This is a genomic window from Pseudomonas sp. SST3 (genome assembly GCF_003325755.1).
In genome coordinates this window covers 1-23915 of the sequence record NZ_QORI02000008.1, presented here as the reverse complement: position 1 = coordinate 23915, position 23915 = coordinate 1, and the positions used below count along the sequence as shown (strand labels likewise).

Sequence of the window (23915 nt, the reverse complement as noted above, 5' to 3'; positions counted from 1 at the left end):
TGAATCGGGTTCGCAAGCATACAGCAATGCGCACCGAAAAGACCGGTCGGAGCGGCTACGAAAAATATTTATTGATAAATCATCGATAATTTATCATCGTATTCCTTGCTCACCTGTCGCTCCGGTACGCCCGTCAAAGAGGACCTCCATGAACGCCCTGCTTCTGAACTGCGATATCGGCGAAAGCTTCGGTGCCTGGACCATGGGTATGGACGCCGAGGTCATGCCTTTCATCGATTGCGCCAATGTCGCTTGCGGTTTTCATGCATCGGATCCCCAGATCATGCGGCGCACCGTTGCGCTGGCGACGCTGCATGACGTGAAGATCGGCGCGCATCCGGCCTATCCCGATCTGGTCGGTTTCGGTCGTCGCTCCATGGTCTGTAGTCCGAAGGAAGTGGAAAACATGCTGCTCTACCAGATCGGCGCGCTGGAAGGCATCTGCCGCGCCGAAGGAACCCAGGTTCGCTACGTCAAACCTCATGGCGCGCTGTACAACGACATGATGCGTCAGCCGGAGTTGTTGCGCGCGTGATGACCGCCATAACCGCTTACGACTCATCCTTGCCGCTCATGTTGATGTCCACGCGTGACAACAGCGCCAGCCAGACCATGGCTGACGAGCTCGGCGTGACGCTGTGGTTCGAAGTATTCGCCGACCGCGCTTATGACGCGACGGGCATGCTGGTCTCCCGCGCGCTGCCCGGCGCGGTTCATCACGACGCCGACACCGTGGCTACCCAGGCACTCAGCCTGGCCAAAGGCGAACCATTGACCGCCAGCGACGGCAGCGCGCTGGTTCTGCGCGCCGACACCCTCTGCGTACACGGCGATAACGCGGGCTCGATCGCTGCGGTACAACGCATCCGCCAGGCGCTGCGGGGCCTGGCGGCATGACCCCGCGAATCGAAGTGGTCGGCATCGATAGCCTGATGCTGCGCCTGTTCGATGAAATCGACGAAGCCCATATGCCCTGGCTGCTCGCCGCGGCCAGGCGCCTGCATGACAACTTCGGTGCGGCGCTGATCGACCTGGTGCCGTCCTACACGACACTGCTGGTGCAGTACGACCTGGCACAACTTGACGACCGCCAGGCGCGCCAGCGTATTGCCGACGCTTTATATGAATTGCAGCCATATGCAGAAGGCCAGGGTCGCGAACTGAACATTCCGGTGTGGTACGACCCGAGTGTCGGCCCCGAACTCGAAGCCCTCGGCCAACGCAGCGGCCTTGGCACCCCGGGCGTGATTGCGCGGCACAGTGCGCGCATCTATCAAGTGTTCGCGCTGGGGTTCGCGCCAGGGTTCGCCTTTATGGGACTTGTCGATGAGATTCTCGCCAGCCCCCGTCTCAAGACGCCACGCAAACAGGTACCCGCCGGCAGCCTGGGAATCGCCGACCGCCAGACCGCCGTTTATCCACTCGTTTCTCCCGGCGGTTGGAATCTGATCGGTCGCAGTCCGATCAAGCTGTTCGATCGCGACATGGACGGCTACAGCATCTGGCAGCCCGGCGACCGGGTGCGTTTTCAACCGATCGAACGCGCCGAGTTCGTGCGCCTCGGTGGCGACGATCGCCCATTCGGGGTGACACCATGAGCTTGCTGATAGAACGAAGCGGCGCGCTGGCCAGCCTGCAGGACGGCGGCCGTTTCGGTGTTCGCCATCTGGGCGTTACCCAAGGCGGCGCCGCAGATTGGGTATCACAGGCGTGGGCCAATTGGCTGCTGGGCAACCCTTTACAGGCCACAACGGTGGAAATCACCCTGGGCAATTTCGCCCTGCTCGCCGAAAACGACAGTTGCCTTGCGCTATGCGGTGCCGACCTAGGCGCCACGCTGGACGAACAGCCCGTCGCGCCAGGTCGCAGCTTCAATATTCGCAAGGGCCAGCGGCTGAGCTTCGCTCAGCCTCGCCAGGGGGTACGCGCCTATCTTGCGGCGCCCGACGGTTTCACCGCGCCGCAACTGCTCGGTAGCTGCGCCACGGTGCGTCGTGAGGCACTGGGTGGCCTGCACGGAGACGGTCGACCACTGGCCTCAGGCGATCGGCTGCACTGGAATGGCACCGCACCACAGCCGCGCGCACTCGGTGCCACGCAGGCGCTGCCGCTATTCGCGCCCGATACATTGACCGTGGTATTGGGCGCGCAGATCTGCGATTTCAGCGGCCAAAGTCTGTTCGACGCATTCAATCGCGAATGGACTGTGGACCAGCGCGCCGACCGCATGGGCGTTCGCCTGGTCGGACCGATACTGCGCGGCGCGCGTCAATCGATGATTTCTGAAGGCGTACCGCTGGGCGCCATCCAGGTACCGCCGGATGGGCAGCCGATCGTGCTGCTCAATGATCGGCAGACCATCGGCGGCTATCCACGACTCGGCGCACTGACGCCGCTGTCGGTCGCTCGCCTGGCCCAATGCTTGCCGGGAACAACCCTGATGCTCAAACCAATATCCCTGGAACGCGCGCAGACCCAACAACGCGAGTTGCTTGGCAACTGGCAATAAGTCGGTCGCCCCTCGCTAACAGGGCGACTCTACGGATCTCACACCCTGCCGTCAGCTATCCGTTCATAGCTGCGTGGACAACGAGGATGATCGGACCCAGAGAAAACCACGCGACGACCAAAAAACAACAATTACAAGAGAGTTCGGATTACACCCGACTGCATTCCTACCTGCCCCAAAGCCAATAAAAGAAAGGTATTCCAATGCATCCCACACCCAGCGCCACCCCGGCGTCGCAACGCAACGTCTTGCGTGGCGCCATCTTCATTATGGCAACGTCGTCGATCGGCCCCGCCTTTCTGACCCAGACCTCGCTGTTCACCGAGAAATACCTCGCCAGCTTTGCCTTCGCCATCGTCATCTCGCTGCTGATCGACATCGGCGCCCAGCTCAACATCTGGCGGATCATCACCGTTGCCAACCTGCGCGGGCAAGATGTGGCAAACCGCGTCATTCCTGGCGTCGGCCATCTTATTTCCGCCTTCATCGTGCTCGGCGGCATTGCCTTCAATATTGGCAATATCGGTGGCGCCGGGCTGGCGATGAACGTGATTTTCGGCGTGCCGCCGGTGATCGGATCGCTGATCGCCGCAATCCTGATTATTGGCATCTTCCTGCTGCGCAACGCCAAGGGCGTCATGGACTCCGTGATGCAGGTGCTCGGGTTGGTGATGCTGTGCATGATCGGCTACGCCATGCTGCAGTCGAGCCCGCCGGTCATGGAGGCCTTGAGCCGCAGCTTCAACCCGGATGATCCGCTGATTCTGTTGCTGCCGATCGTGACACTGGTCGGCGGCACTGTGGGGGGCTATATCTCGTTCTCGGGCGGTCATCGCCTGGTGGAAGCTGGCATCACCGGTGTGCAGAACGTTGGCGTGGTAACGCGCGCCGCTGTAACCGGTATCGCAACGACGGGTGTCGTGCGGATCTGCCTGTTCCTCGCCGCGCTCGGCGTCGTCAGCCAGGGGCTCAGTCTGGACCCGGGCAACCCAGCCGCGTCGGTGTTTTCACACTCGATGGGCGCGGTTGGCTACAAAATATTCGGCGTGGTACTGCTGGCTGCTTCGGTGTCTTCGGTAATCGGCGCGGCCTATACCAGCGTGACGTTCATGTACTCGCTGCATGAAAGCGTCCAGCGCAACAACCAGTGGGTGGTAATCGCCTTCATTGCCTGCTCGACGCTGATCTACAGCCTTGTGGGACAGCCAGTCAAGGTACTGGTCATCGCCGGCTCGCTGAATGCGCTGGTATTGCCTTTGGCGCTGGGCTGCATTCTCTGGGCAGCGAAAAAGCCAAGCATCGTTGGCAGTGACTACCGCCACCCGACCTGGATGCTGGTGTTCGGCCTGTTGGCGATGATCGCCACGGCGGTGGGTGTGGTGCTGTCGTTTAGTGCGTTGCTGCAGTTCTGGCAATCCTGAGTCGGCGCCTGCCGGGGTAATCACATCCCGGCGGGTCCCATCTCTCGGCTGGCTTAGTCGCGTCCGCCGATCATCCATTCGAGAGGCACTTCATGCTGGCCGTGCTCGTCGGTAATGAAGAGCGATCCTTCACTGACCATCACACTCCAGTTGATCGAACGTGGCAGATCACGCGCAACTTGCTCCAAAGCTTCCTGCCCCACCGCTACCACGTTGATTTTCTTCAAGCTGCGCACGGAGTCGAGCACCTTGCTCTGCCAGACACGCAGGTTGCCGTAGGCCACCAGGCTGAACCGCTCGGTGCGACGCGAACACCAGGTGATGCGTTCGGCGTCGGGCTGCCCCACTTCAATCCAGTGCAGCACACGGTCGTCCAGACTCTTTTCCCACAGCGCCGGCTCATCAACATCCGACAGCCCGCGGCCGAACGCCAATTGCTCGCCATACCAGAGTATGTAGGCGATCAGCCGCGCCACCATCCGCTCTTCCGTCTCCGAAGGATGACGAGCGACGGTGAAGCGCAGATCTTGATAAACATGACGATCGAGATCGGTGAGATTGATTTCAACTTTGTAAGGGGTGGCTTGCAGCGCCATGGCGGGCATCCGGCGAACGAAAGGCGAAGAGTCTACAGAATTATGGCGCCGTGAGCCCGAGAGAGACCAGGTTGGCATTTGGCATGCCCCATCATTGCCCCTTCCCTGCCCGGCCCTTATAAAGCGCGGCCTGGCCTGCCACGGGTCTTTTCAGAAGCAGAGAGAACGGATTCTCATGGAAGCATTTGTCGTCGTACTGGTGGTACTCATCGGGGTTTTCTTGATTATCGCCATCACTGGCGCTGATCCGAAGCCACATCGGATTCCCGTTGCTGATAGCTCAGCCAGCCTCACGCTTGAGGAGGTGGTGTGGATCAATCGCATCTCAACCCTACGCATTTTGGCCCCCGAAATGGCCATTGATTTGGCTGCACGGCTACAGGGCGATGTCTGGCAGGTGGCGAATGCATCGCTGTGCGCGACCCTGCTCGAGCTGAACCGTGAGGAAGAAGCGCTGGGGCTATATTCATACCTCGACGCGCACCATCGCCGCGAAGCGCTAGCCACGATGCTTTACCAGCTGATCGACGCCGGTGAAGCCGAAAAGGCACTGGAGCTGCTAAAGCGCACTGGCGATGAGCGCCCTAGCGATCCGCTGCTACGCATCCCACTATTGCTTGCCGAGGGCGATCAGGACACAGCCAATAGCGAGCTCGAAACGTTCGCCACCACATCCAACCTGAGCGCACAGCAGTGGCTGAACGTTGCGCGTCTGCAACGCCAGAGCGGCAAAGAGGATGCCGCACGGCATAGCCTCGCGCAGTTCTGGGCACTGCAGCAGACCGTTCCGGCTGAAGACATTGTCGGGCTGGAAATTTTTGCTCGGGAGTTGGCTTCCCTTGGCGATCTCCAACAGCTTCTGGAAGTCTCCGATTCGCTTTCGCTGGAACGCGACAATCCCTTCATCGCCCCCATGATAGAAGCCGGCTGGCTCGCTCAAGCCCAGCAGCAGATCCAGCGACTGGATGCGAACTGGCGCGACGAACATTACGATCAATTGCTCGACGCCATGCTGCGACATCGCCAGCTTCGCGAGGCCGAGGCGTTGCTGGAGGAGGTCGAAGATGGCGTGCATGACGCGCTACTACTGAGGCTGGCCCAATGGTGGATCGACCAGGGCGCCGCGTCTGAAGCCGAGCGAGATGTACGGCGCTTGTCCAGGCACGAAACACAGCGCATCAGCCTGTACTTGTCGCTATGGTCTCTTTATGAACAAAGCCAGCCAGACCTAGCCACCTCGATGCTTGGCCAGGCCGAGCGCTGGATCGAGTACCTACCAGAGGACACCGATCGCGATCACCTACGGCTGCAGGTTCTGAACGCGCGCCTGACACTACAAAGCCGCCTACCGGAGCGCCAACGCACCAGTTACGAAATTCGCCGGGCTCTGGAACGGATTCAGCGCTTGGCAGAACGTCAGCCTCTCTTCGACCGTGCATTCACTGACACACGCCACGCCCTTCTGCTACAGCGCCTGGATCGGCCGGCAGATGCGCGAAGCCTGCTCGACAATGTGCGGGACAGGCTGGTCACCGCCAACGCCCCAGAGGAAATCGAAGCGTTCGACATGGCCTTGCTGCTCGATGACCTAGCCATCGCATACTTGCGTCTGGGAGATGTCGATGAAGCGGAGGGTCTAATCCGACAAATACCCGGAGATATCAGCTATCCGTCGGACTGGGTCGACGCATTACTTGAGCAGGACCTACTCGCCCACGCGGTCGATGGCCTTTGCTATCGAGACCTCTTCGACTCCCGCAATGGGCCTCAGCGCCTGCTGAAGAAACTCGACGCCGCCGCTACTGATGAAAGCCGCACGCTCAAGCATCGCTTACTCGACAAGGTGTTCAGCGACGATTTCTGGCGGCAGCCCAACGCGGCTTGAAGAAGCTGACCAACGATCAACAATTCTCCGCATAACGCGCCCAGAGGCTCTCGAATTCGCGCGTGTAATCGGCCAGCAATTGTGGGTGATCGATCACCAGCAGATTTTCTTCATTGCTGGTGGTCGCGCTACGGGTCCAGTTGAAACTGCCGTTGAGTAGCAGGCGCCCGTCAAATAGCGCGAACTTGTGATGCATGTGGTATGGGCCAGAGTCGATACGCAACGGCACGCCCTTATCGCGCAGCCACTGAATGTCGCTGCCCGCGTCATACTGTTTCTCGTTGTCGCTGATCACCCGCACAGTTACGCCACGTAGGTGGCAGGCCAGAATCTCCTCACTGAGTTGATCATCGGAGATGGTGTAAACACAGATATCCACGCTCTTGCGCGCCTGCCGACACAGATCGCGAATCTTGCGACGGCAGCTTTCGCCCGGACTGAAATGTGCGCTGGCCTGCTCTGCCCTGACTGGCGTGGAGCAGGAGTCGAGCGTCTTGATCACCTGCTCCAGCCATTTAAGCGCAGGCTCAACGTTCGCCGGCTCACGGCTAAGCTCGCGCACCAAAGCAAAAGCCCGATTGCGCAGGAAGCGTATCTGGTCAACTGTCAGCTCGCTGCCCAGCTGACGCAACTCGTCGCGCTCTTCGTTACTCAGGCGCAAATCGGCCAAGCTGTCGCGCAATTGTTGGTCAAGTCGATTGAAATCCACACAAAGTCCTTTTTGTCAGAGGCGCCGGTTACGCGACAGCACAGCGTAAAGCACGCCGCACGACGCACCGGCCAGATGGTACTCGAAGGAAACGCCGTCACGCGGCAATAGCCCGAACAGCCAGCCGCCATAAAACATGAAGACAAGCCCAGCGAGCGCCAGGTCAAGCAGACTGCGATCGAGCCAGGCACGGGCCAGCAATAACCCCCAAAATCCGAACAACCAGCCGCTTGCACCGATGTGCACGCCGATACGCCCAAAGCACCACACCAGCCCACCGCTGCCGACGATGATGAAGAGACTTGCCAGGACGAAATCGCGCCGCGAGCGGAGCAAAACCAGTGATCCGAGGATCATGAGGCCGCTTAGGTTGCCCAACAGGTGCGCCCAGCCGCCGTGCAGCCAGGGCGCGATCAGAATGCCAGGCAGGGCCTGCACCTGACGCGGCACCACCCCCCATACATTCAGCGCACCGCCGGTAAAGCTGTTAGCGAGTTGCACAAGCACCAGGCTGCCGGCCAACACAGCCAGCAAGCGCAGCTCTCCGAGCGCTCGCTTCACGGCACTCCATCGTGGGGTTCGACATTGCGCTGTTCCTGGCCGAGATGTTCGCCAAGCTCACGCAGTTGGGCGGATATCTCCAGCATCCGATTGTGGGTACGCAAGTCGATATCGATCTTCTTATCCATGGTTTTGATCAGCGGCAGAAAACTGTTCTGCAGGCTGTCGGCCAGATTCTCCAGCAGCTTCTGTACGGCTGGCTGAGGCGGTGCGACGACTTCTACCTGCGGTCTTAGCCGGCCAAGATTATCCAGCCCGCTAATCAGTTGCTCCCAGGGAATCCGCGCCTGATCACGGTCAGACTTGCCGATGCTCAGCCCGCGCACACTTTCGACCAGATCGTTGAGCTGCGCGACTACGCGGCCCCCAACATCGGTGTCACTGCCGCCCATGGCCTTGTTGCGCATGAAGTCACGTTTGATCTGCGCCCAGCGCTCGGCCTGAACGTCCGTCATATTGCCGCGCAGCTCAGCAAGCTTGAGCAGGTTTTCCTCGGCGCCGGTGGTAAGCAACTGCGATTCACCCTGGTAATGGTCAGCGATCAGCTGCAACAGCTCTGCCTGGTTCATCACCGAACTGATCTTCTCGGCCATCTTGTTCATGTTGCGGTAACTGCCCTGCAACTTGAACAGCGGCTCGCTACGGTACTGGTCGGCCTGCGCGGCGCTGACGATGTACTGCTGGTTGACTCTGCCTACGACATCGCGCACCTGCATCAAGCGTTCGAGCGTAGCGGTGATCTCGTTGATCTCGGCGGCGCTGTAGCTGTACGACAGCTCATTGGCGGAGAACGGCTTGCCCTGGGCCTTGTCAACCAGCCGGTAGACATCGGCCATGTCGCGGGTAGCCAGCGGCGCAAGGATCGGATTGGAGGTTAACGCATTCTCGATATAGCTGAGGCTGAATGCTTCCTGCATGCCTCCGAGCGTATCGCCGAGGTTGTAGATGTCCGCACGGTTGGCAAGCATGTCAGGGATTTTGAAGACGTCACCGGATTCGGTGTACGGGTTGCCGGACATGATCACGCAGAACTTCTTGCCGCGCATATCATAGGTTTTGGTCTTGCCCTTCCAGACGCCTTCGATACGCCGCGTACCGTCGCAAAGCGAGATGAATTTCTGCAGGAATTCTGGATGGGTGTGCTGGATGTCATCGACATACAGCATCACGTTGTTTCCCATCTCCAGAGCCAGATTGAGCTTCTCCAGCTCCTGGCGCGAAGTGGCATCGGGCGCTTGCGCAGGGTCCACCGAACGAACCTCGTGACCCAAAGCGGGGCCGTTGATCTTCATGAAGATCAGCCCCAATCGATGGGCGACATATTCCATCAGGGTTGTCTTGCCGTAACCAGGCGGAGAGATGAGCATCAAAAGCCCCATCAAATCGGTGCGTTTGTTCTCTCCCGCAGTGCCCATCTGCTTGGCCAGGTTGTCGCCAATGAACCCCAGATAAACGTCGTTGATCAGCTTGTTGCGCACGAAAGAACTCAGCGGCCGCGGCTTGAACTCGCTAAGGCGCAGCGCGTCGCGCTCGCGACCGATCACGCCCTGACGCAAGGCCTGGTAACGCCGAAGTTGTGGAAGGAAGCGTCGGCGATGGTTCTCGAGCCGCTCGAAATAGTCATCCAGCGACAGCATCAATCGCTGGCCGTCAATGCGTGGGTGGTCACCCATCAGCTCTTCAACAGCAAAGCGCAGATCCACTTCAGTGACACGCCTGCTCTGCCCCTCCGGCAAAAGAGCCAGCGCCACTGCTTCGGGGATGTAGCGAGCAAGGTCGGACAGCTCGCCCTGATTGCAGAGTCCTTGCAACCAATTGTCCACCAGCGCCCACCGTGCCGCTGGGCGCGCCTGCAGTCGCTCCAATGTCTGCACATAGCCATCCCAGACACGTGCGGCTTCCAGCTTTGCCTGCAGCGAGCCAAGCAGCTGGCGCGCGTATTTGCTAAAGACGAATTCGATGCGTTCGCCAGCGAGCTCCTGGACCAGATAGCGCGCCGCGTCTAGAGGCAGCCCGGACCGCAGCGTCATCGCTTCATCGGCCGCGAACCGCTCAATCGCCAAGGCGATTTCCGCCTCAAGTTGGTCGATCCCATCACGGCGACCAAAAAGCTGCTGAATATGCCGACTGGTGCGGGCGCGCTCCGGCCACTCCAACGCAATGGCCTCACCCACAACGCTGTTCCAGAAAAAACAGCCAGTGCCTCGCGCCATCGGTGTATGGCTAAGCAGCCCGGCGCTGTCGCGAAGCGGTAGCAGGCGCGTCAGGATCAGCGCCGCGTCGTGATCGTGGATACCCTTTTCGTAACCTTCCCGGTAACGAGGGGCGGCAAAATCTCGAATGCGCCTGGTCAGCGCCTCACGGTCGGCGAGTAGCTGCTTTAGGCTATTGATATCCAGGCCATCTTGTCCGGCGTCTGCGGCGGCGAGCACTTCGCCGGCCAGGTACTCGGCGCGGTACAACGCCTCCGATTCCGACTCCAGCGACACCTGCCAGAATTCGCGTAACGCTTCGAGCTCGGGATCACGCAGCGGCTCGAGAAAATCGGTCCCGGTCAGGTGCAGATACAGCTGATCACCACGGGGCAGCAGGGTCAGATCCAACTCCTGCGTGTTCACGCTAAAGCGGTGGCGCGGGCCCAGCCGGATGACATTGCCACCGGCCTCGAACAGCTCACTCTTGTCGCGCATCGCCCGCACCGCCTGGTCGCGGGCGCTCTTCAGGCGCGCCTCCACATCGTCTGCCTTAACGCTGTCCTTGAGGTCGCGCAGGCGACCCACCATCTCACGCAGTTTGAGGATTAGCGGGTCGGCGGCAAAGAAGGCGTTGAGCTCCTCGGTCTGGTTCAGCCGGGCAGTACGGCGACCGAGGCTGTCGAGAATGCGCGACGCAGCATCGAGAACGCCCTGGGCGCGGCGCTGGCGGTCATCAAGCAGGCTCTGCTTGTGCGCCTCGAAGGTCTCCAGCAACTCCTCACGCTTGCTCAGGATGTCGCCGAGGAACTGTTCGTGATCACCGAACTGGCTTTCAAGCTCCTCGAGCTGCACCAGCAGACGTGAGAGCTGCTCGTCGCAGCGCTCCGGGTCCGATGCCTGGGCCAAAGCGTTGGTGATGCCCTGGCTGAACAATTTGAACTGAGCACCGAACTGGGCGACTGTTTCCGCCGAACCGAGCCCCTTGCGACGCTGCTCCGCTCGCGCCTTGGCCTGGTTGAGACGTGCGTACACTTCCGAGATCGATTCAACGATGCGGGTGCGCTCGGTGGCATCATCGATCGACAACGACGCCATCAGGCCCGAAAGCATGTCCAGCCCTGCAGCCATCTCCTGCATGCCGGCCAAGGGCTCATTGAGCTGGGTGACGGTTTCCGCCTTCTGCGCCGCCGCATCGAGGTCACTGAGTTCCAGCAGGTAAGGCTCGAGCGCCGCACTGCTGGCGAGGAACCTCGAAGTCGCCAAACTGGCCCGTTCCTGCGCCTCGAGCAGTTCGGCCTCCATGGCATCGATGCGCGAGACATCGATATAGCGGTAGTCACGAATGGTCAGCAGCTGGCCACGATGTGAGTTGATTGCGTTTAACGCTTCGACGAACTGCTGCACCCTGTCCCAGCTGTCGGTCAGCAGCCCGGAGAGCAGTGCCTTCTGTTGAGTCTGAGCTTCGGCCATCGCGCGGGTCGATTGCTGACGAATGCTCTCGACCTTCTCGAATTCATCGAGCACCAGCTCGCCGGTCGCTGCAATCTCGCGCAGCAGCAGGGCAAGCCCCTGGCACTGGGCATCGCCCAGCCAGTGGTAAGCATCGAACAGACGGCGGGTGTTCTGGCAGAGTTGGGTATAACGCTGCACCGATATCTGCGGCGCATCGATCTCGCGACTCAGGTTGAACAGGTCGGATACGCCGCGCACCAACTCGGCGTTGCCGATGCGTCCGAAGAATCCGCTGCGCGCAGGCTGCCGTGCGGCGAAGTCATCGGTACAGAACGGCGTCTGCCATATCTGCATCGGGTGGATGCGTGTGGGCTCACTGCCTTCGGCGGAAAAGATCACCGTGCGCCCGTCTTCGAGCCGGGCATAGCCATGACCGAAGATCGGATTCTGTAGTTGGCGATCGATCATGTTGTAGGTAAATAACGCAGACCGCCCTTCTTCCGGATGGTAGAAGATGTACTGCACATCCTCACCGTTAGGCGAGCGCACCGCACGCTTGAAGCGCATGCCGTCCATCGATTGCTCGAACGCCTTGGACTCTCCGCTCTGCAGGTAGTAACCGCCGGGAAAGATTATTCCGTGGTCTTCTGGCAACTGAACGCAGGCCAGCCCGATTGCATCAAGGCGCTCAACCGTCCGCGTCAGGCTGTTGAAGACCAGGTATCGCCACTGTTCTTCCCTGTACGGCAGCACCTTGAGCAGGATCAGGCTACCAAGCCTGGCGTATTCGATCTGTGCATCGTCGAGGGACTGGGTCTTGTCCAGTACCGCCTCACGATAGATACCCAAGCCATCGTCGGTGTTGTTTTCCACCTTGACGGTCAGGTCTCCACCGATGGTCTCGACGAACAGAGTGTCGAGGATATTCAGATGTGGATGTCGTCCATTGACCACCATCTCACGAGAAGTCTTCTGCCATTCGAAATCGAATGGTGCCGGCAGCGCGATATCGCGCTCGCCACGGTTGTCGATGTATCGGACATCCTTGCCGTCATCTGAAATCGACCAACGGAATACTCGAATGTCCGTGACCCGCTCGCCAATCTGGAAGCTTGCCAGCAACTTGCTGTCGCGCACTATCAGCTGCAGCAAGCGGGTGTTCTTGTAGTAGGTGTAGAGCTCGTTGAAGTCGTTTACGAAACTGCTCTGAGCAAGGAAGCTGCCCTCAAGCGCCACGGCTTGGGCTTCGTAGCCCTCGGCCTGCTCGCACAAGCGGTAGAGCGAAAACACGTCCTCGACACGGGTTTCTTTCTTGAGCCCGAGAAAGACGTTGTAGCCAAACAGCAAAGTGTCGCCGACCTGAGCGATGTCACGTGCCGTGCAGTTGTTTTCAGTGCGGATGCGAACGCGTCCCACCACCTCCATTCGACTGCTGCCGAAGGCGTCCAGGCGCTCTTCGTTCAGGCTCTCGGTGATATGCCGGAGGCGTAATCCCTGCTCCTGCAGTCGCTTATGCAGCACCTCGTAAGCACCGCCTTGCGCAACGGCTTTATCGAGAATGTCCTGGGTATTTTCGGCTTGGACGTCCGACATCATGGTCTTCCTTGAATCTACGCGGTCTGCAAGCAACGAGCCCCCGGTTGCACGGGGGCTGCACTAAGTAGCGGGAGGTGCCGAATGGCTGCGCTGTGGAGGATGCTTCAAGCTCCGATTTTCTTGGCTACCTCGGCGAGCTTGTCGCGCATCGGTTGGTCGATTTCCTCGGGCCGGATGCGTTCGATGATCTTTGTCAGCACACGCACTTCGTTCTCATCGATATCACCGTCGCGTTCGGCGATGTCCAGCAGTGCGCCCAGCTCGCTCACGTCCAGGCGGCCATCATTGGCAAAGCACTGAATCGAGCGGAAGGACATTTCCAGATAATCCCTTGGTTCAGACATAAACACTCCTCGCTGCAGCGGCTCAAGTTGAGCCAGAACGGGCGCTCTGCTTTATAGATACAGGCGCCCTGGGGTCATCAAACTTCGCTGGCGTCGGCGCGCACCGGTTTGGCTTCGGCAGCGCGGCCATTGAGCAGGCGTGACAGCACGTCCTGAACGACTGGACTCTTGCCAACCACACCTTCGATCGCCTTGCCCACCGACAGCGACTTGGCGAACGAATTGAAGAAGTCGCCTTCGCCACCGACGATTTCGATTTTGGCCTTCGATAGCGCTGCCGACAGCACCTCTGCCTGGTCCTTGGCGATGTCCTTGTTCGCCGCGATCGAGGCCATCGCCTCTTCGAAGCTCTTCTCCAGCTGCATGCGGAACTCTTCGTGCTGACGGGCGCCATCGCTGAGCGAGTCCAGCGCACCGAACTTTTTGCCCAAGCCTTCGGCCTCAGCGTTCAGACGTTCCAAGAGCACGTGTGCCTCGGCCATACCCAGATCCTGGGCCGCCTTGGCCTTGGCACTACCCAACTGCTCCTCGCCACGCGCCTGAGCAGTGAGTTTTTCTTCCAGCACCTTGGCCTCGGCCAAGCCGTCCTTTTCCTTGGCGCCTGCTTTGGCCTCAATTACCCGTGCCTCTGCCAGGCCCTTCTCCTGCTCGCCCTTGGCGGCTGCGATCAGTTGCTCCGCTTGCACACGCGCTTCGGCCAGCCCTTCCTTCTCCTTCGCTGCCGCGGTGACTTCACGCACGCGCGCATCAGCCAGGCCCGGTGCTGCACGCTCGGCTTCGACGCCTTCGGCAAGCTTCTTCTTCGCCTCAGCCTGCTTGGCGGCTGCCTCCAGCTCGGCCTGGGCCAGCGTATTGATTTCCACAGCCTTGTGCTTGGAGCGTGTTTCGTCCGCCTCGGCCTGCTTGACCTGACGTACCAGCTCCTGCTCTGCCTCAGCCTGGGCATTGAGCACCACGACCTGCTTCATTCGCTCAGCCTCGGAAACCTCGCGAACTTCCTTGATGCGCTCCTCTTCCTGGGCAACGGTTTTCTCGACCGCCACACGCTCACGAATGACTGAAGCAATATTCTTGCGCTCTTCTTCCAGCGCCTTTTCCTTTTCGATTCGCTGCAGTTCGACTTCACGCTCGCGAGCCACGATCTCCAGATCCTTGGCACGCGTCACCTTCTCGACTTCGATGACCACGGCACGCTGGCGGTTCTGTTGCGCCACCTCGACTTCACGCTGGTGGTTCTCGGCGCGGATATCCAGCTCCTGCTGGGTTTGAATGCGGGCCTGCTCGGCCTTCAACCGCTCCTCTTCCTGCACCTTGAGCGTTTCAGCATGCTCGCGCGCACGAATGGTCTCGATCTCCCGCATCTGCCTAGCCACCGCATCAGCCTCCTGACGCTCAAGCGCCAGAGTAGCCTCACGGGTTTCGACGTTCTTCTTCTTGATAGCCAACTCTTCGTTGCGCTCGAAGTCGTTGGTGATGATGTTCTGCGCAGCCGTTAGCTGAGTGATCTTGCGAATACCTTCGGCATCGAGAATGTTATTCGGGTCCAGGGAGCTTTTGGGCGTTTGCTCCAGGTAATCGATTGCGACGTCTTCGAGCACATAGCCATTCAGATCGTTGCCGATTACCTCGACGATACGGTCACGAAAGCTCTGGCGTTCTTCGAACAGCTGGACGAAATCGAAGCGCTTGCCCACCGTCTTCAGTGCTTCGGAGAACTTAGCGTTGAACAGCTCATTTACCGCCGCACGATCAGAGGCACGGTCTACGCCGATCGCCTTGGCGACCTTCAGCACGTCCTGCTGGGTCTCGTTTACCCGCAGGTAAAAGGCGACGGTGATATCGGCGCGCAGGTTGTCCTGGCAGATCAGGCCATCTTTGCCGCGACGATCGACTTCCAGCGTCAGCAAGGAGATCTTCATGAACTCCTTTTTGTAGATCACCGGATAGACCAGGGCGCCAGTGAAGTGGACCTTGGGCATCGACGACATGTCGTTGACGATCAGCGCCGTCCCCTGTGGGACTTTTATATAAAAGGCTTTGAACAGGACAAAAAAGCCCATGATCAATAGGAAGAACACGCCCAACCCAATCAGGAAAGGCATCACCAGTTCGAGGCTCATTACATCAACTCCCTTTAAAAAGCGGGCTTAGACGCCCTTGAATTCACTTTCGGTAATGACCCGGTAGGCATTCTCGGCCTCCAGGTACTCCAGCAAAACCACGCGATCACCGCGCTTGAACCCGGCCTTCTCCTCCGCTCTGACACGCAGGATCAGCCCAGCACCGCCATCCTCCAGCGTGGCCTCGCCAAAAATCGACGTGACCGTACCGCTGCGCACAACAGCGACCTGGCCGAGCAACGAACGATGATTGGGTGCATGAAGCTTCAGAAACAACGGGCGAAGTGGACGGACCAGCGCGCCGCAAATCGGCACCGCCAGCAGCAGCGCAACCACAGTCAGCACCAGGCCAAGTGGGTAACGCAAAATGCCGAGCGGCAGGAAGCGCAGCACCAGCAGCTGAGAGAAATAACAGAACAGCCAGGAAAAGAAGAACAGCAGGGTCAGCACCAGCGTGACTGGAACCCCGGACAGACCGAATTTGAGCAACAGGCCAGCCAGGCCTTCCGGCTGAAACGACGTATCTTCGAGAGAAGACTCCATCTCGACGTCGAGTACGTCCACGTCGATCATGCCGAGCGCTGCCACGCTCCAGTACAGAATGGCTATACCCAGCACGAAGCTGAGCAGCACCACCGGAAAGCTCAAAGCGGTCTGTATGAACAAATCCATGGATCACTTCCTTGTGTTGTGGCGCCTGCCCCGCCAACTCCGCGAGACCGGCTCCACCGGCGTCGGGGTCAACCCTTAGCCTTGTTCTTCAGGCGCGCGAGCACACTGTCTGCACTGGCAGTGTCGGCAACAATCCCCGCGGCGCGCAATTTGGCATCAAGTGATTCGTCGACGTGGGACGCCTGTGCGAGCTCGGCCGTTGCCTCCATCTTCGCTGCGCGCTCGGCTTGTTGCTGCTTGATCCGCTCGAGCGACTCAACCGCGGTGTGCAATTTGGCCTGGGAGCCGCCGTAGCGCTGGGCGACAGCCATCTGGGCCTTCTGCACACTCTCCGTAGCCTTGACCGTATCAACCTGCTGCTTGAGCCGCTTGATATGTGCTTCCGCCTGACTGACGGCCTTGCGCAGTTGCGCCACGCTCTCAGCGTAATTATCGGCCTGTTCGCGCTCGGCGATCTGCTCAGTCTCAAGATTGGCAATCTTTGCGGCCACTTCCTTGGCCAACGGCTCATCACCGGCCTGAAGTGCCTTCAACACATATTGTTCGTATTCGCTGATTGCTTTAGCTGCCTTGTTGACGCGCTCAGCGGCCAACTTCTGCTTGGCCATTATTTCAGCCAGCGACTCCTTGGCTTTGCGCAACTCGGAATCGGCATCGCGAATTTCCTGATCAAGAATACGCAGCGCTTGGCTATCCACTACCGCCTCGCCCGCCTCATTGACGCCCCCGCGCAGGGCGGTGAGCAGCTTGCTCCATACATTCATCTCAAATCTCCTTTAGAGCTCAAACGCCGGCCTTGAGAAAGCCTTCGTACGCCTCGGTAGCCTTGATCACGTTATCGCCAAGCAACTCGATCTCCAGCACCACATCTGAAAGCGTGGACGCCGAACTCAATGCACCGAACATGGTGTAGCAAGGCTGGCCATCCGGAAGCGACTCGATGCCAATGCACGAAAGCGGAAACAACTTGTGGGTGCGCAATATCTGCTCATTGAATGCGTTCGGATCCTGCACATCAGTAACAGGCCAAAGCAGAGCCTCGACGATGATTTGCTCGCCAATCACTGCGACGTAGATCGGCAAATCACCATACTCACGCATCGTGACGCGCAAACTGGCATCAGCGCCTTCGATCAGCTCGATTGCGATCTGACCGCTTTTGCAGAGATCAGAGGTTTCAATAGCGTCATGCAACGCCTGGGCGGTCCATAGCTGCGGCATATCCATACCTTCTTCCATTTCACATGAAGCCAGCCCCTGAAGCGGCTGGCGCATTCTCTTCTCAATCGCCGCAAGCCGCGCTGAATGTTCGGGCAAGATCCAAACTTCCTTCTTCACCAACCCCTGATCACGAAGGCGTTGCCGGAAGAGGCGCTGATAATGTGCGGACGTTTTCGTTTCCATAGCGCCGAAAGGTAGCAGCACATGTAATAAGAACAACGGCATTACATGAAAGATTTCGCGGAAATGTGACGCGCCACTTACAACCTGCATTTCACGGCAATGGTTGGGCCAGGTGGCATTGTCGCTCAGGCCTTCTTACGCCGCGGCCAACTGCGACACGCGAATGAAATCGAGCGAGGCGACGAACGAGCTTTGACAATCATTATCATTCTGTTTAGCATCTCAACCATCACAGACCCAACGGGTAGTTCATATGTACGTCTGTCTTTGCCAGGGTGTTACCGACGGTCAGATTCGTGAAGCGATTTATGAAGGCTGCTGCAGCTATCGTGAGGTGCGTGAAGCTACCGGTGTTGCCAGCCAGTGCGGCAAGTGCGCATGCGTGGCAAAGCAGGTCGTTCGTGAAACCTTGAGCAATGTACAAGGGGCCCAGGCCTCCCTTGCCTACCCCGTCAGTTTTGCTCCCGCCTGAAATACCAAGATGCTTCCGAAGCCGGGCCTTATGCCCGGCTTTTTTCTGTCTGCAAATCAACGTGTTGCTTCCGAGTCGCGGAACAGACGTATTCTTATTCGGTTTTACCCTTTTGTATTCAAGGGCTTAGGTTTGACAGCCTAATGGTTCGTGGCCAGACTGATCGCATCAGACGCATTCGAATTCGAATCAGGACACCGACATGAAAGGCGACAAGCTAGTCATCCAGCACCTCAACAAAATCCTCGCCAATGAACTGGTCGCCATCAACCAGTACTTCCTGCATGCACGCATGTACGAAGATTGGGGGCTCGGCAAGCTCGGCAAGCACGAGTACGAGGAATCCATCGACGAGATGAAGCATGCCGATAAGCTGATCAAGCGGATTCTCTTTCTCGAGGGTCTTCCCAACCTTCAGGATCTCGGTAAGCTGCTGATCGGCGAGAACACGCGGGAAATGCTCGATTGCGACCTCAAGCTCGAGCAGGGTGGCGTCCAGGACCTAAAGGTGGCCATCGCCTATTGCGAGAGCGTCGGTGACTACGGAAGCCGTGAGCTACTGGAAGACATCCTCGAGTCGGAGGAAGAACACATCGACTGGCTGGAAACCCAGCTGAGCCTGATAGACAAGGTGGGCATGGAAAACTATCTGCAGTCGCAGATGGATGATTGACCGCCTGCCTGCGCGAAGCACTAACGGGAGCCGCTGGCTCCCGTTTTCATTTCTGGTTGCATGCCTAAGAGAACGGAACTCGGCATAAAAAAACCCGCCAATTGGCGGGTTTGGAACACTCTTTGATCAGGCGCCGGCTTTTTGCACGGCTTCCTTGATTAATGGCTGCAGCTCACCTTTCTCGAACATCTCCAGAATGATGTCGCTGCCACCGACCAGCTCGCCGCTGACCCACAATTGCGGGAAAGTCGGCCAATTGGCATATTTCGGCAGGTTGGTGCGAATCTCGGGATTCTGCAGGATGTCGACGTAGGCGAACTTCTCGCCGCAGCCCATCACAGCCTGTGTCGCGCGGGCGGAGAAGCCGCACTGCGGCGCATTGGGCGAACCTTTCATATACAGCAGCACCGGGTTCTTTTCGATCTGCTCTTTAATGGTTTCGATGATATCCATGGGGCACCTCGGCTAGTCACGGTTGGCGCGCATTGTACAGGAACAGCGTTGTAAAAGCCGAGTCGGGGGCTCGGGTTTTCTCAGCAGTCGGCAAAGAATGCACCTTCACAGGGCATTTTCTGGCACCCGGCGGCCGATTTGCGCCCACTAAGGCTTTCTGGATAAGATCTCGCCTTTCCCGTTTCGTCGCTTCCCGTGCGACCCCCTGTCGTAGGCCCTCCTTTTTCTCAAAAAACCGCCGGCCTCGATTGCGGCAATAAAGGTAGTTGATATGAGCGCAAGGCATTTTCTCTCACTGATGGACTGCACGCCCCAGGAGCTACTCGGCCTGGTTCGTCGCGGCATCGAGCTGAAGGATCTGCGCGAGCGCGGAATTCTGTTCGAGCCGCTGAAGAACCGGGTTCTGGGGATGATTTTCGAAAAGGCCTCAACGCGGACCCGGTTGTCCTTCGAGGCCGGCATGATTCAGCTCGGCGGCCAGGCGATCTTTCTCTCGCCCCGCGACACGCAATTGGGCCGCGGCGAGCCGATCAGCGACTCGGCCATCGTCATGTCCAGCATGCTCGATGCGGTCATGATCCGCACCTTTGCCCACGCGACACTCACCGGGTTCGCCGCTCACTCGTCGGTGCCGGTTATTAACGGTTTGTCCGACGATCTGCACCCCTGCCAGCTGATGGCCGACATGCAGACTTTCCATGAGCACCGCGGCAATATCGCGGGCAAGACGGTGGCCTGGGTCGGTGACGGCAACAACATGTGCAACTCTTATATGGAGGCGGCGATCCAGTTCGACTTCCAGCTGCGCATCGCCTGCCCTGAAGGCTACGAGCCCAAGGGCCAGCTACTGGCTAAGGCTGGTGATCGGGTGCAGATATTCCGTGACCCGCGCGAAGCGGTAAACGGGGCTCACCTCGTCAGCACTGACGTCTGGGCTTCGATGGGCCAGGAAGATGAGGTGGCGGCACGTATTGCCACCTTCCGGCCTTACCAGGTCGACCGGGCCTTACTCGACGAGGCGACCGACGAAGTGCTCTTCATGCATTGCCTGCCAGCTCACCGCGGCGAGGAGATCAGTCACGATCTGCTCGATGATCCGCGCGCAGTGGCTTGGCAGCAGGCCGAGAACCGATTGCACGCACAGAAGGCATTGCTTGAGTTTCTGGTCGAGCCGGCTTACCACCACGCATGAGCCACCAAGCACTCCTGCAGCTGCGTAATCTCGATTGCGGCTATGGTGGCCAGAGCATCGTGCAGAACCTCAATCTGCACCTGAATCGTGGTGACATCGGCTGCCTGCTGGGGCCATCCGGCTGTGGCAAGACCACAACGCTCCGGGCCATCGCCGGTTTCGAGCACGTCAACGAAGGCGAGATCCAGCTGGGTGACGCCGTATTGTCGCGGCGCGGCTTTACCCTCGCGCCAGAGAAGCGCCGAGTCGGCATGGTGTTCCAGGACTATGCCCTGTTCCCTCACCTGACCGTGGCGGAAAACATCGGCTTTGGGGTACGCAAGCATCCGCAGTGCCAACGCATCGTCCGCGAGATGCTTGAGCTGGTCCATCTATCGACACTGGGCAAGCGTTACCCGCACGAGCTCTCAGGCGGTCAACAGCAGCGCGTCGCCCTCGCCCGCGCGCTCGCGCCCGAACCGGAGCTGTTGCTACTCGACGAGCCCTTTTCCAACCTCGATGGGGATTTGCGGCGTCGCCTGAGTCACGAGGTGCGTGAGATTCTCAAGAAGCGCGGCACCAGCGCCATCCTCGTCACCCATGATCAGGAAGAGGCCTTCGCCGTCAGCGATCAGGTCGGTGTGTTCAAGGATGGGCGGTTGGAACAGTGGGATACGCCGTTCAATCTCTATCACGAGCCGCTTACGCCATTCGTGGCGAGTTTCATCGGTCAAGGGTATTTCATTCGCGGCCAGCTGATCGATCCGGAAACGGTACAGACGAGCTCGGGGTCATTCGCGGTAACCGCGCCTACACCATGCCAGCCGGCAGCTCAGTGGATGTTCTGCTGCGTCCGGATGACATCGTCTATTCGCCACAGAGCGCGCTCAAGGCGCTTATCGTCGGCAAGACTTTTCTCGGTGCCTCGACCTTGTATCGCCTGCAATTGCCGACCGGCAATCTGCTCGAAGGCATATTTCCCAGCCATGCTGACTACCCGACTGGACAGGAAGTTGGCATCGGCATCGCCGCCGACCATTTGGTGGTGTTTCCTGCGCAGGGCAGCGTTGCCGCCCACGAAAAGCTACCTGAAGCAGGCGTGCGTCGCTATAGCGGCAGCGTTTGATCTTCAGAGCGCCGCTCGCTCAGCTGTCCACTGAACCTTGCTCAACATCGCCGCCGCGGGCCTTGAGGCGTCGCATGCGAAAGAATTCGCTCAGCATCTCGCTGCACGCTTGCGTCATCACACCGCCCTCTATCAGCACGCGGTGGTTGAGAAATTCCTGGGAAAAGAACTGGCCACGGCTGATCGCAACGCCAGCCTTGGGCTCCGTAGCGCCGTACACCACACGCTGAATGCGTGAGTGCACGATCAAGCCCGCGCACATGCTGCAGGGCTCCAGCGTCACGTACAGCGTGCAGCCCGGCAACCGGTAGTTCTCCATTCGCAACGCGGCATCGCGGATCGCTACCATCTCGGCGTGAGCGCTGGGATCGTGGCGGGATATCGGGCAATTGAAGCCGCTGCCGATGATGACGCCGTTCTGCACCACGACCGCGCCCACCGGAACCTCGCCCAGCCGCGCGCCTTCGGCGGCCAGCCCCAGCGCTGCGCGCATGAATTTCTCATCACCGGAACGATCAATAATCACGGGGCGTTTCATTTCCAATCCAGCTTCTGCTGCTCCATTGCTCGCTTTTCTCTCCTGCTTAACTTCGGCTTCCAGCTGCGACTGCCCTACACCACTTCGATTGCCGCCATCAGACCGGTTTCCATATGGTCGATGACGTGGCAGTGGAACATCCACACGCCTGGATTATCCGCCACCAAGGCGATTCTGGCGGTTTCATTTTTGCCTAGCAGATAAGTATCGGTGAACCAGGGCTCGATTTTCCTGCGATTGGACGAAATCACCTTGAAGGTCATGCCGTGCAAGTGAATCGGGTGCTGATATTGGCTAAGGTTGCGCAGCTCGAAGATGTAGTGGCCGTTCTTCTTCAACGTCGCGATCGGTCGCTCCGCACAGGTCTTGTCGTTGATATCCCAGGCCTGGCCGTTGACCTGCCAGAAGGTGAATCCGTCGCCCTGCCCCGCGTCGCTGGATAAAATACCCGCCCACTCGAAGTTAAAGCGCAGGGTTTCAGCCTGCTGCAAATCTGGCTCGGCAACCGGGTTGGGGGGAAGCGGTGCCGGCCAATCGCCCTCATCCTGGTGATTGCCCACCGAAGCGAGCGTCGCCAGTCGCAACGGCCCGTTACGCAAGGACAGTTCTTGCCCCGCTGGCGGTACCTTCAATGCGAGATCGATGCGCATGCCCGGCCCCAGCCAGTAACTCTTGCCGAGTGGGCGCGGCGTGATCGGATTGCCATCGAGCGCGTAAATGCGTGCCTCACCATCCGAAAGATTGAGCCGATATGTCAGCGTGTTATCGAGATTGATGATTCGCAAGCGCACGATGTGCCCGGCTGGCAGTTCCAACGTTGGCGCATGCTCACCGTTGACTGTCGACAGCACGCCCGGCGTACCGCCTCGCGCGGCCTCGCGCGGCACGCTGAAATCGGTGAAGGCGCCTTGTTTGTCGACGTGCCAACTCTTCAGGCTTAGCGTTCGCTCATGGCGGAAACCGCTCGGCTCGCGTTCCTCGACGATCAGCGGACCAACCAATCCGCGACCCAGCTGCTCGGCGCTGGTCGTGTGCGGGTGATACCAGAAGCTGCCCGCATCAGGCACCTGGAAAAGATAGTCGAAGGACTCCCCTGGCAGCACCGGCAGCTGCGACACATAGGGCACCCCGTCCATATTCAAAGGCAGACGGATGCCATGCCAATGAATGGTGGTTGGTTCCGGCAGATGATTGATGAAGCGCACCCGCAGCCAATCACCCTGTCGTGCACGCAGCTCGAAGCCGGGCGCCTGCCCACCGTAGCACCAGGCGGGCGTCTGATGCCCGGCGATGAGCTCGACATCGTGCGGTGCGGCAATCAGCTCGTAATCATGGGTGGTCGCATCGGCCGGGCGTCCGAGCCAGTAGCGCGCGCCACCACCGATCACGCCCAGCACACCCAAACCAGCCAGGCCTGTCAGTATTTCTCTTCGGCTAAATATCATCGTGAATCCCATAAAAACGGCTACGAGCCGGTCTTCGGCTAAAAAGGAATAGCTCGCATTTGCGACATGCTACAGCTTCCCGGCAGATCCAACATCTCTGCTGCGCCTGCCATCCGTAAATCGGAACGAACCCTCCTGAACGGCACCCGTCTACTGAAGAGACACCCATACGAATCAACAGGAGGCCTCCATGCAGACCACTGCAGCCCACGCCAAAGGCGAAGTCAGCAGAGGCATCGTCTGGCTCGCCCGCAGCGGCTACGCCGCGCGAGGTGTCGTTTATGTGATAGTCGGTGCGTTCGCGTTCCTGGCCGGTATCGGCAGCGGTGACACCGTTGGAACCAAGGGCGCTATCCAGCAATTGTTGGGGCAACCCTTCGGTGAAACCTTGCTCTGGATCATGGTCGTTGGTCTGGTGGCTTATGTGGCGTGGCGCCTGACGCAGGCGATTACCGATCCAGAGGGGCACGGCACCGTAAGCGTACGCCGAACTCACCTTGCGCGACTCAGGCCGGCGCCCACTGATGCGGCAGCAGTTGGCCGATCTCACTCGCCCGCTGCGTCGGCAGCCGT

General features: G+C 59.4%; 20 protein-coding genes and 2 pseudogenes. 10 read left to right on the top strand and 12 right to left on the bottom strand.

What is annotated here, in order from left to right:
- Positions 1–148: 148 nt before the first annotated feature.
- From DQ405_RS09900 to DQ405_RS09885, 4 genes and pseudogenes are all read left to right on the top strand, one after another.
- A pseudogene (locus tag DQ405_RS09900) lies at positions 149–897 on the top strand (5-oxoprolinase subunit PxpA).
- The gene (gene pxpB / locus DQ405_RS09895; RefSeq protein ID WP_168424068.1) at positions 894–1598 is read left to right on the top strand and encodes a 5-oxoprolinase subunit PxpB; all 705 of its coding nucleotides are present in this window, start codon (positions 894–896) and stop codon (positions 1596–1598) included. The pseudogene DQ405_RS09900 and the gene pxpB overlap by 4 nt, the downstream one beginning before the upstream one ends.
- Positions 1595–2509 carry a 5-oxoprolinase subunit C family protein gene (locus DQ405_RS09890; protein ID WP_168424067.1) on the top strand — a complete coding sequence of 305 codons (915 nt, stop codon included), beginning with the start codon at positions 1595–1597 and terminating at the stop codon, positions 2507–2509. The genes pxpB and DQ405_RS09890 overlap by 4 nt, the downstream gene beginning before the upstream one ends.
- Positions 2510–2712: 203 nt before the next feature.
- A complete protein-coding gene (locus tag DQ405_RS09885) occupies positions 2713–3930 on the top strand; it encodes an NRAMP family divalent metal transporter (RefSeq protein ID WP_168424066.1) in 1218 nt (405 codons plus the stop codon).
- Between the two features lie 53 nt (positions 3931–3983).
- On the opposite strand, the gene DQ405_RS09880 is transcribed toward DQ405_RS09885, so the two are convergent.
- The gene (locus DQ405_RS09880) at positions 3984–4526 is read right to left on the bottom strand and encodes a YaeQ family protein (protein WP_168424065.1); all 543 of its coding nucleotides are present in this window, start codon (positions 4524–4526) and stop codon (positions 3984–3986) included.
- Positions 4527–4701: 175 nt separating this feature from the next.
- On the opposite strand from DQ405_RS09880, the gene DQ405_RS09875 reads away from it, so the two are divergent.
- Positions 4702–6411, top strand: a complete 1710-nt coding sequence (locus tag DQ405_RS09875; RefSeq protein ID WP_168424064.1) for a hypothetical protein — start codon at positions 4702–4704, stop codon at positions 6409–6411.
- A 16-nt stretch (positions 6412–6427) separates the two neighbouring features.
- Here DQ405_RS09875 and DQ405_RS09870 read toward each other — a convergent pair whose 3' ends face one another.
- From DQ405_RS09870 to bacA, 8 genes are all read right to left on the bottom strand, one after another.
- On the bottom strand, positions 6428–7120 hold the full coding sequence (locus DQ405_RS09870; protein ID WP_168424063.1) for a phospholipase D-like domain-containing protein: 693 nt from the start codon (positions 7118–7120) through the stop codon (positions 6428–6430).
- 15 nt (positions 7121–7135) lie between these two features.
- A complete protein-coding gene (locus DQ405_RS09865) occupies positions 7136–7681 on the bottom strand; it encodes a rhomboid family intramembrane serine protease (RefSeq protein ID WP_168424062.1) in 546 nt (181 codons plus the stop codon).
- Complete coding sequence (locus tag DQ405_RS09860; RefSeq protein ID WP_168424061.1) at positions 7678–12921, bottom strand: DNA repair ATPase; 5244 nt, start codon at positions 12919–12921, stop codon at positions 7678–7680. Before DQ405_RS09860 ends, DQ405_RS09865 begins: the two co-directional genes overlap by 4 nt.
- Before the next feature lie 107 nt (positions 12922–13028).
- Positions 13029–13268: a hypothetical protein gene (locus DQ405_RS09855; RefSeq protein ID WP_003283859.1), complete on the bottom strand. Its 240-nt coding sequence runs from the start codon at positions 13266–13268 to the stop codon at positions 13029–13031.
- Positions 13269–13345: 77 nt separating this feature from the next.
- On the bottom strand, positions 13346–15388 hold the full coding sequence (locus DQ405_RS09850) for a flotillin family protein (RefSeq protein ID WP_168424060.1): 2043 nt from the start codon (positions 15386–15388) through the stop codon (positions 13346–13348).
- Between the two features lie 27 nt (positions 15389–15415).
- Positions 15416–16060, bottom strand: a complete 645-nt coding sequence (locus DQ405_RS09845; RefSeq protein WP_168424059.1) for an OB-fold-containig protein — start codon at positions 16058–16060, stop codon at positions 15416–15418.
- 68 nt (positions 16061–16128) lie between these two features.
- A complete protein-coding gene (locus DQ405_RS09840; protein WP_168424058.1) occupies positions 16129–16824 on the bottom strand; it encodes a PspA/IM30 family protein in 696 nt (231 codons plus the stop codon).
- Positions 16825–16843: 19 nt separating this feature from the next.
- Positions 16844–17464 (bottom strand): biofilm formation regulator BacA, encoded by a 621-nt coding sequence (gene bacA / locus DQ405_RS09835; protein ID WP_168424225.1) that lies wholly within the window; start codon positions 17462–17464, stop codon positions 16844–16846.
- A 253-nt stretch (positions 17465–17717) separates the two neighbouring features.
- Between bacA and DQ405_RS09830 the strand changes: the two genes are divergently transcribed.
- Both DQ405_RS09830 and bfr read left to right on the top strand, forming a co-directional pair.
- Positions 17718–17936, top strand: coding sequence for a bacterioferritin-associated ferredoxin (locus tag DQ405_RS09830; protein ID WP_168424057.1), 219 nt, complete (start codon positions 17718–17720; stop codon positions 17934–17936).
- Between the two features lie 202 nt (positions 17937–18138).
- Complete coding sequence (gene bfr / locus DQ405_RS09825) at positions 18139–18609, top strand: bacterioferritin (protein WP_168424056.1); 471 nt, start codon at positions 18139–18141, stop codon at positions 18607–18609.
- 126 nt (positions 18610–18735) lie between these two features.
- Here the strand turns inward: bfr and grxD are convergent, their stop codons facing one another.
- On the bottom strand, positions 18736–19062 hold the full coding sequence (gene grxD / locus DQ405_RS09820; protein ID WP_168424055.1) for a Grx4 family monothiol glutaredoxin: 327 nt from the start codon (positions 19060–19062) through the stop codon (positions 18736–18738).
- A 271-nt stretch (positions 19063–19333) separates the two neighbouring features.
- Here grxD and argF point away from each other — a divergent pair, with 271 nt between their 5' ends.
- Together argF and DQ405_RS09810 are read left to right on the top strand one after the other, a co-directional pair.
- The gene (gene argF, locus DQ405_RS09815) at positions 19334–20254 is read left to right on the top strand and encodes an ornithine carbamoyltransferase (RefSeq protein WP_168424054.1); all 921 of its coding nucleotides are present in this window, start codon (positions 19334–19336) and stop codon (positions 20252–20254) included.
- Positions 20251–21359 (top strand): annotated as a pseudogene (locus DQ405_RS09810) (ABC transporter ATP-binding protein). The gene argF and the pseudogene DQ405_RS09810 overlap by 4 nt, the downstream one beginning before the upstream one ends.
- A 19-nt stretch (positions 21360–21378) precedes the next feature.
- Here the strand turns inward: DQ405_RS09810 and tadA are convergent.
- Positions 21379–21897, bottom strand: coding sequence for a tRNA adenosine(34) deaminase TadA (tadA, locus tag DQ405_RS09805; protein ID WP_168424053.1), 519 nt, complete (start codon positions 21895–21897; stop codon positions 21379–21381).
- 74 nt (positions 21898–21971) lie between these two features.
- Positions 21972–23342, bottom strand: coding sequence for a multicopper oxidase family protein (locus DQ405_RS09800; protein ID WP_168424052.1), 1371 nt, complete (start codon positions 23340–23342; stop codon positions 21972–21974).
- 190 nt (positions 23343–23532) lie between these two features.
- On the opposite strand from DQ405_RS09800, the gene DQ405_RS09795 reads away from it, so the two are divergent.
- A partial coding sequence (locus DQ405_RS09795) for a DUF1206 domain-containing protein (protein WP_241729909.1) occupies positions 23533–23915 on the top strand: 383 nt, incomplete at its 3' end.

Excerpts from the sequence above, each read along its gene's own strand:
- DQ405_RS09860 (WP_168424061.1), bottom strand. The coding sequence starts at position 12,921 with ATGTCGGACGTCCAAGCCGAAAATACCCAGGACATTCTCGATAAAGCC.
- DQ405_RS09885 (WP_168424066.1), top strand. The coding sequence starts at position 2,713 with ATGCATCCCACACCCAGCGCCACCCCGGCGTCGCAACGCAACGTCTTG.
- bfr (WP_168424056.1), top strand. The coding sequence starts at position 18,139 with ATGAAAGGCGACAAGCTAGTCATCCAGCACCTCAACAAAATCCTCGCC.
- argF (WP_168424054.1), top strand. The coding sequence starts at position 19,334 with ATGAGCGCAAGGCATTTTCTCTCACTGATGGACTGCACGCCCCAGGAG.
- DQ405_RS09855 (WP_003283859.1), bottom strand. The coding sequence starts at position 13,268 with ATGTCTGAACCAAGGGATTATCTGGAAATGTCCTTCCGCTCGATTCAG.
- DQ405_RS09875 (WP_168424064.1), top strand. The coding sequence starts at position 4,702 with ATGGAAGCATTTGTCGTCGTACTGGTGGTACTCATCGGGGTTTTCTTG.
- DQ405_RS09890 (WP_168424067.1), top strand. The coding sequence starts at position 1,595 with ATGAGCTTGCTGATAGAACGAAGCGGCGCGCTGGCCAGCCTGCAGGAC.
- DQ405_RS09845 (WP_168424059.1), bottom strand. The coding sequence starts at position 16,060 with ATGGATTTGTTCATACAGACCGCTTTGAGCTTTCCGGTGGTGCTGCTC.
- DQ405_RS09830 (WP_168424057.1), top strand. The coding sequence starts at position 17,718 with ATGTACGTCTGTCTTTGCCAGGGTGTTACCGACGGTCAGATTCGTGAA.
- DQ405_RS09800 (WP_168424052.1), bottom strand. The coding sequence starts at position 23,342 with ATGATATTTAGCCGAAGAGAAATACTGACAGGCCTGGCTGGTTTGGGT.
- bacA (WP_168424225.1), bottom strand. The coding sequence starts at position 17,464 with ATGGAAACGAAAACGTCCGCACATTATCAGCGCCTCTTCCGGCAACGC.
- DQ405_RS09840 (WP_168424058.1), bottom strand. The coding sequence starts at position 16,824 with ATGAATGTATGGAGCAAGCTGCTCACCGCCCTGCGCGGGGGCGTCAAT.
- DQ405_RS09880 (WP_168424065.1), bottom strand. The coding sequence starts at position 4,526 with ATGGCGCTGCAAGCCACCCCTTACAAAGTTGAAATCAATCTCACCGAT.
- pxpB (WP_168424068.1), top strand. The coding sequence starts at position 894 with ATGACCCCGCGAATCGAAGTGGTCGGCATCGATAGCCTGATGCTGCGC.
- grxD (WP_168424055.1), bottom strand. The coding sequence starts at position 19,062 with ATGGATATCATCGAAACCATTAAAGAGCAGATCGAAAAGAACCCGGTG.
- tadA (WP_168424053.1), bottom strand. The coding sequence starts at position 21,897 with ATGAAACGCCCCGTGATTATTGATCGTTCCGGTGATGAGAAATTCATG.
- DQ405_RS09850 (WP_168424060.1), bottom strand. The coding sequence starts at position 15,388 with ATGAGCCTCGAACTGGTGATGCCTTTCCTGATTGGGTTGGGCGTGTTC.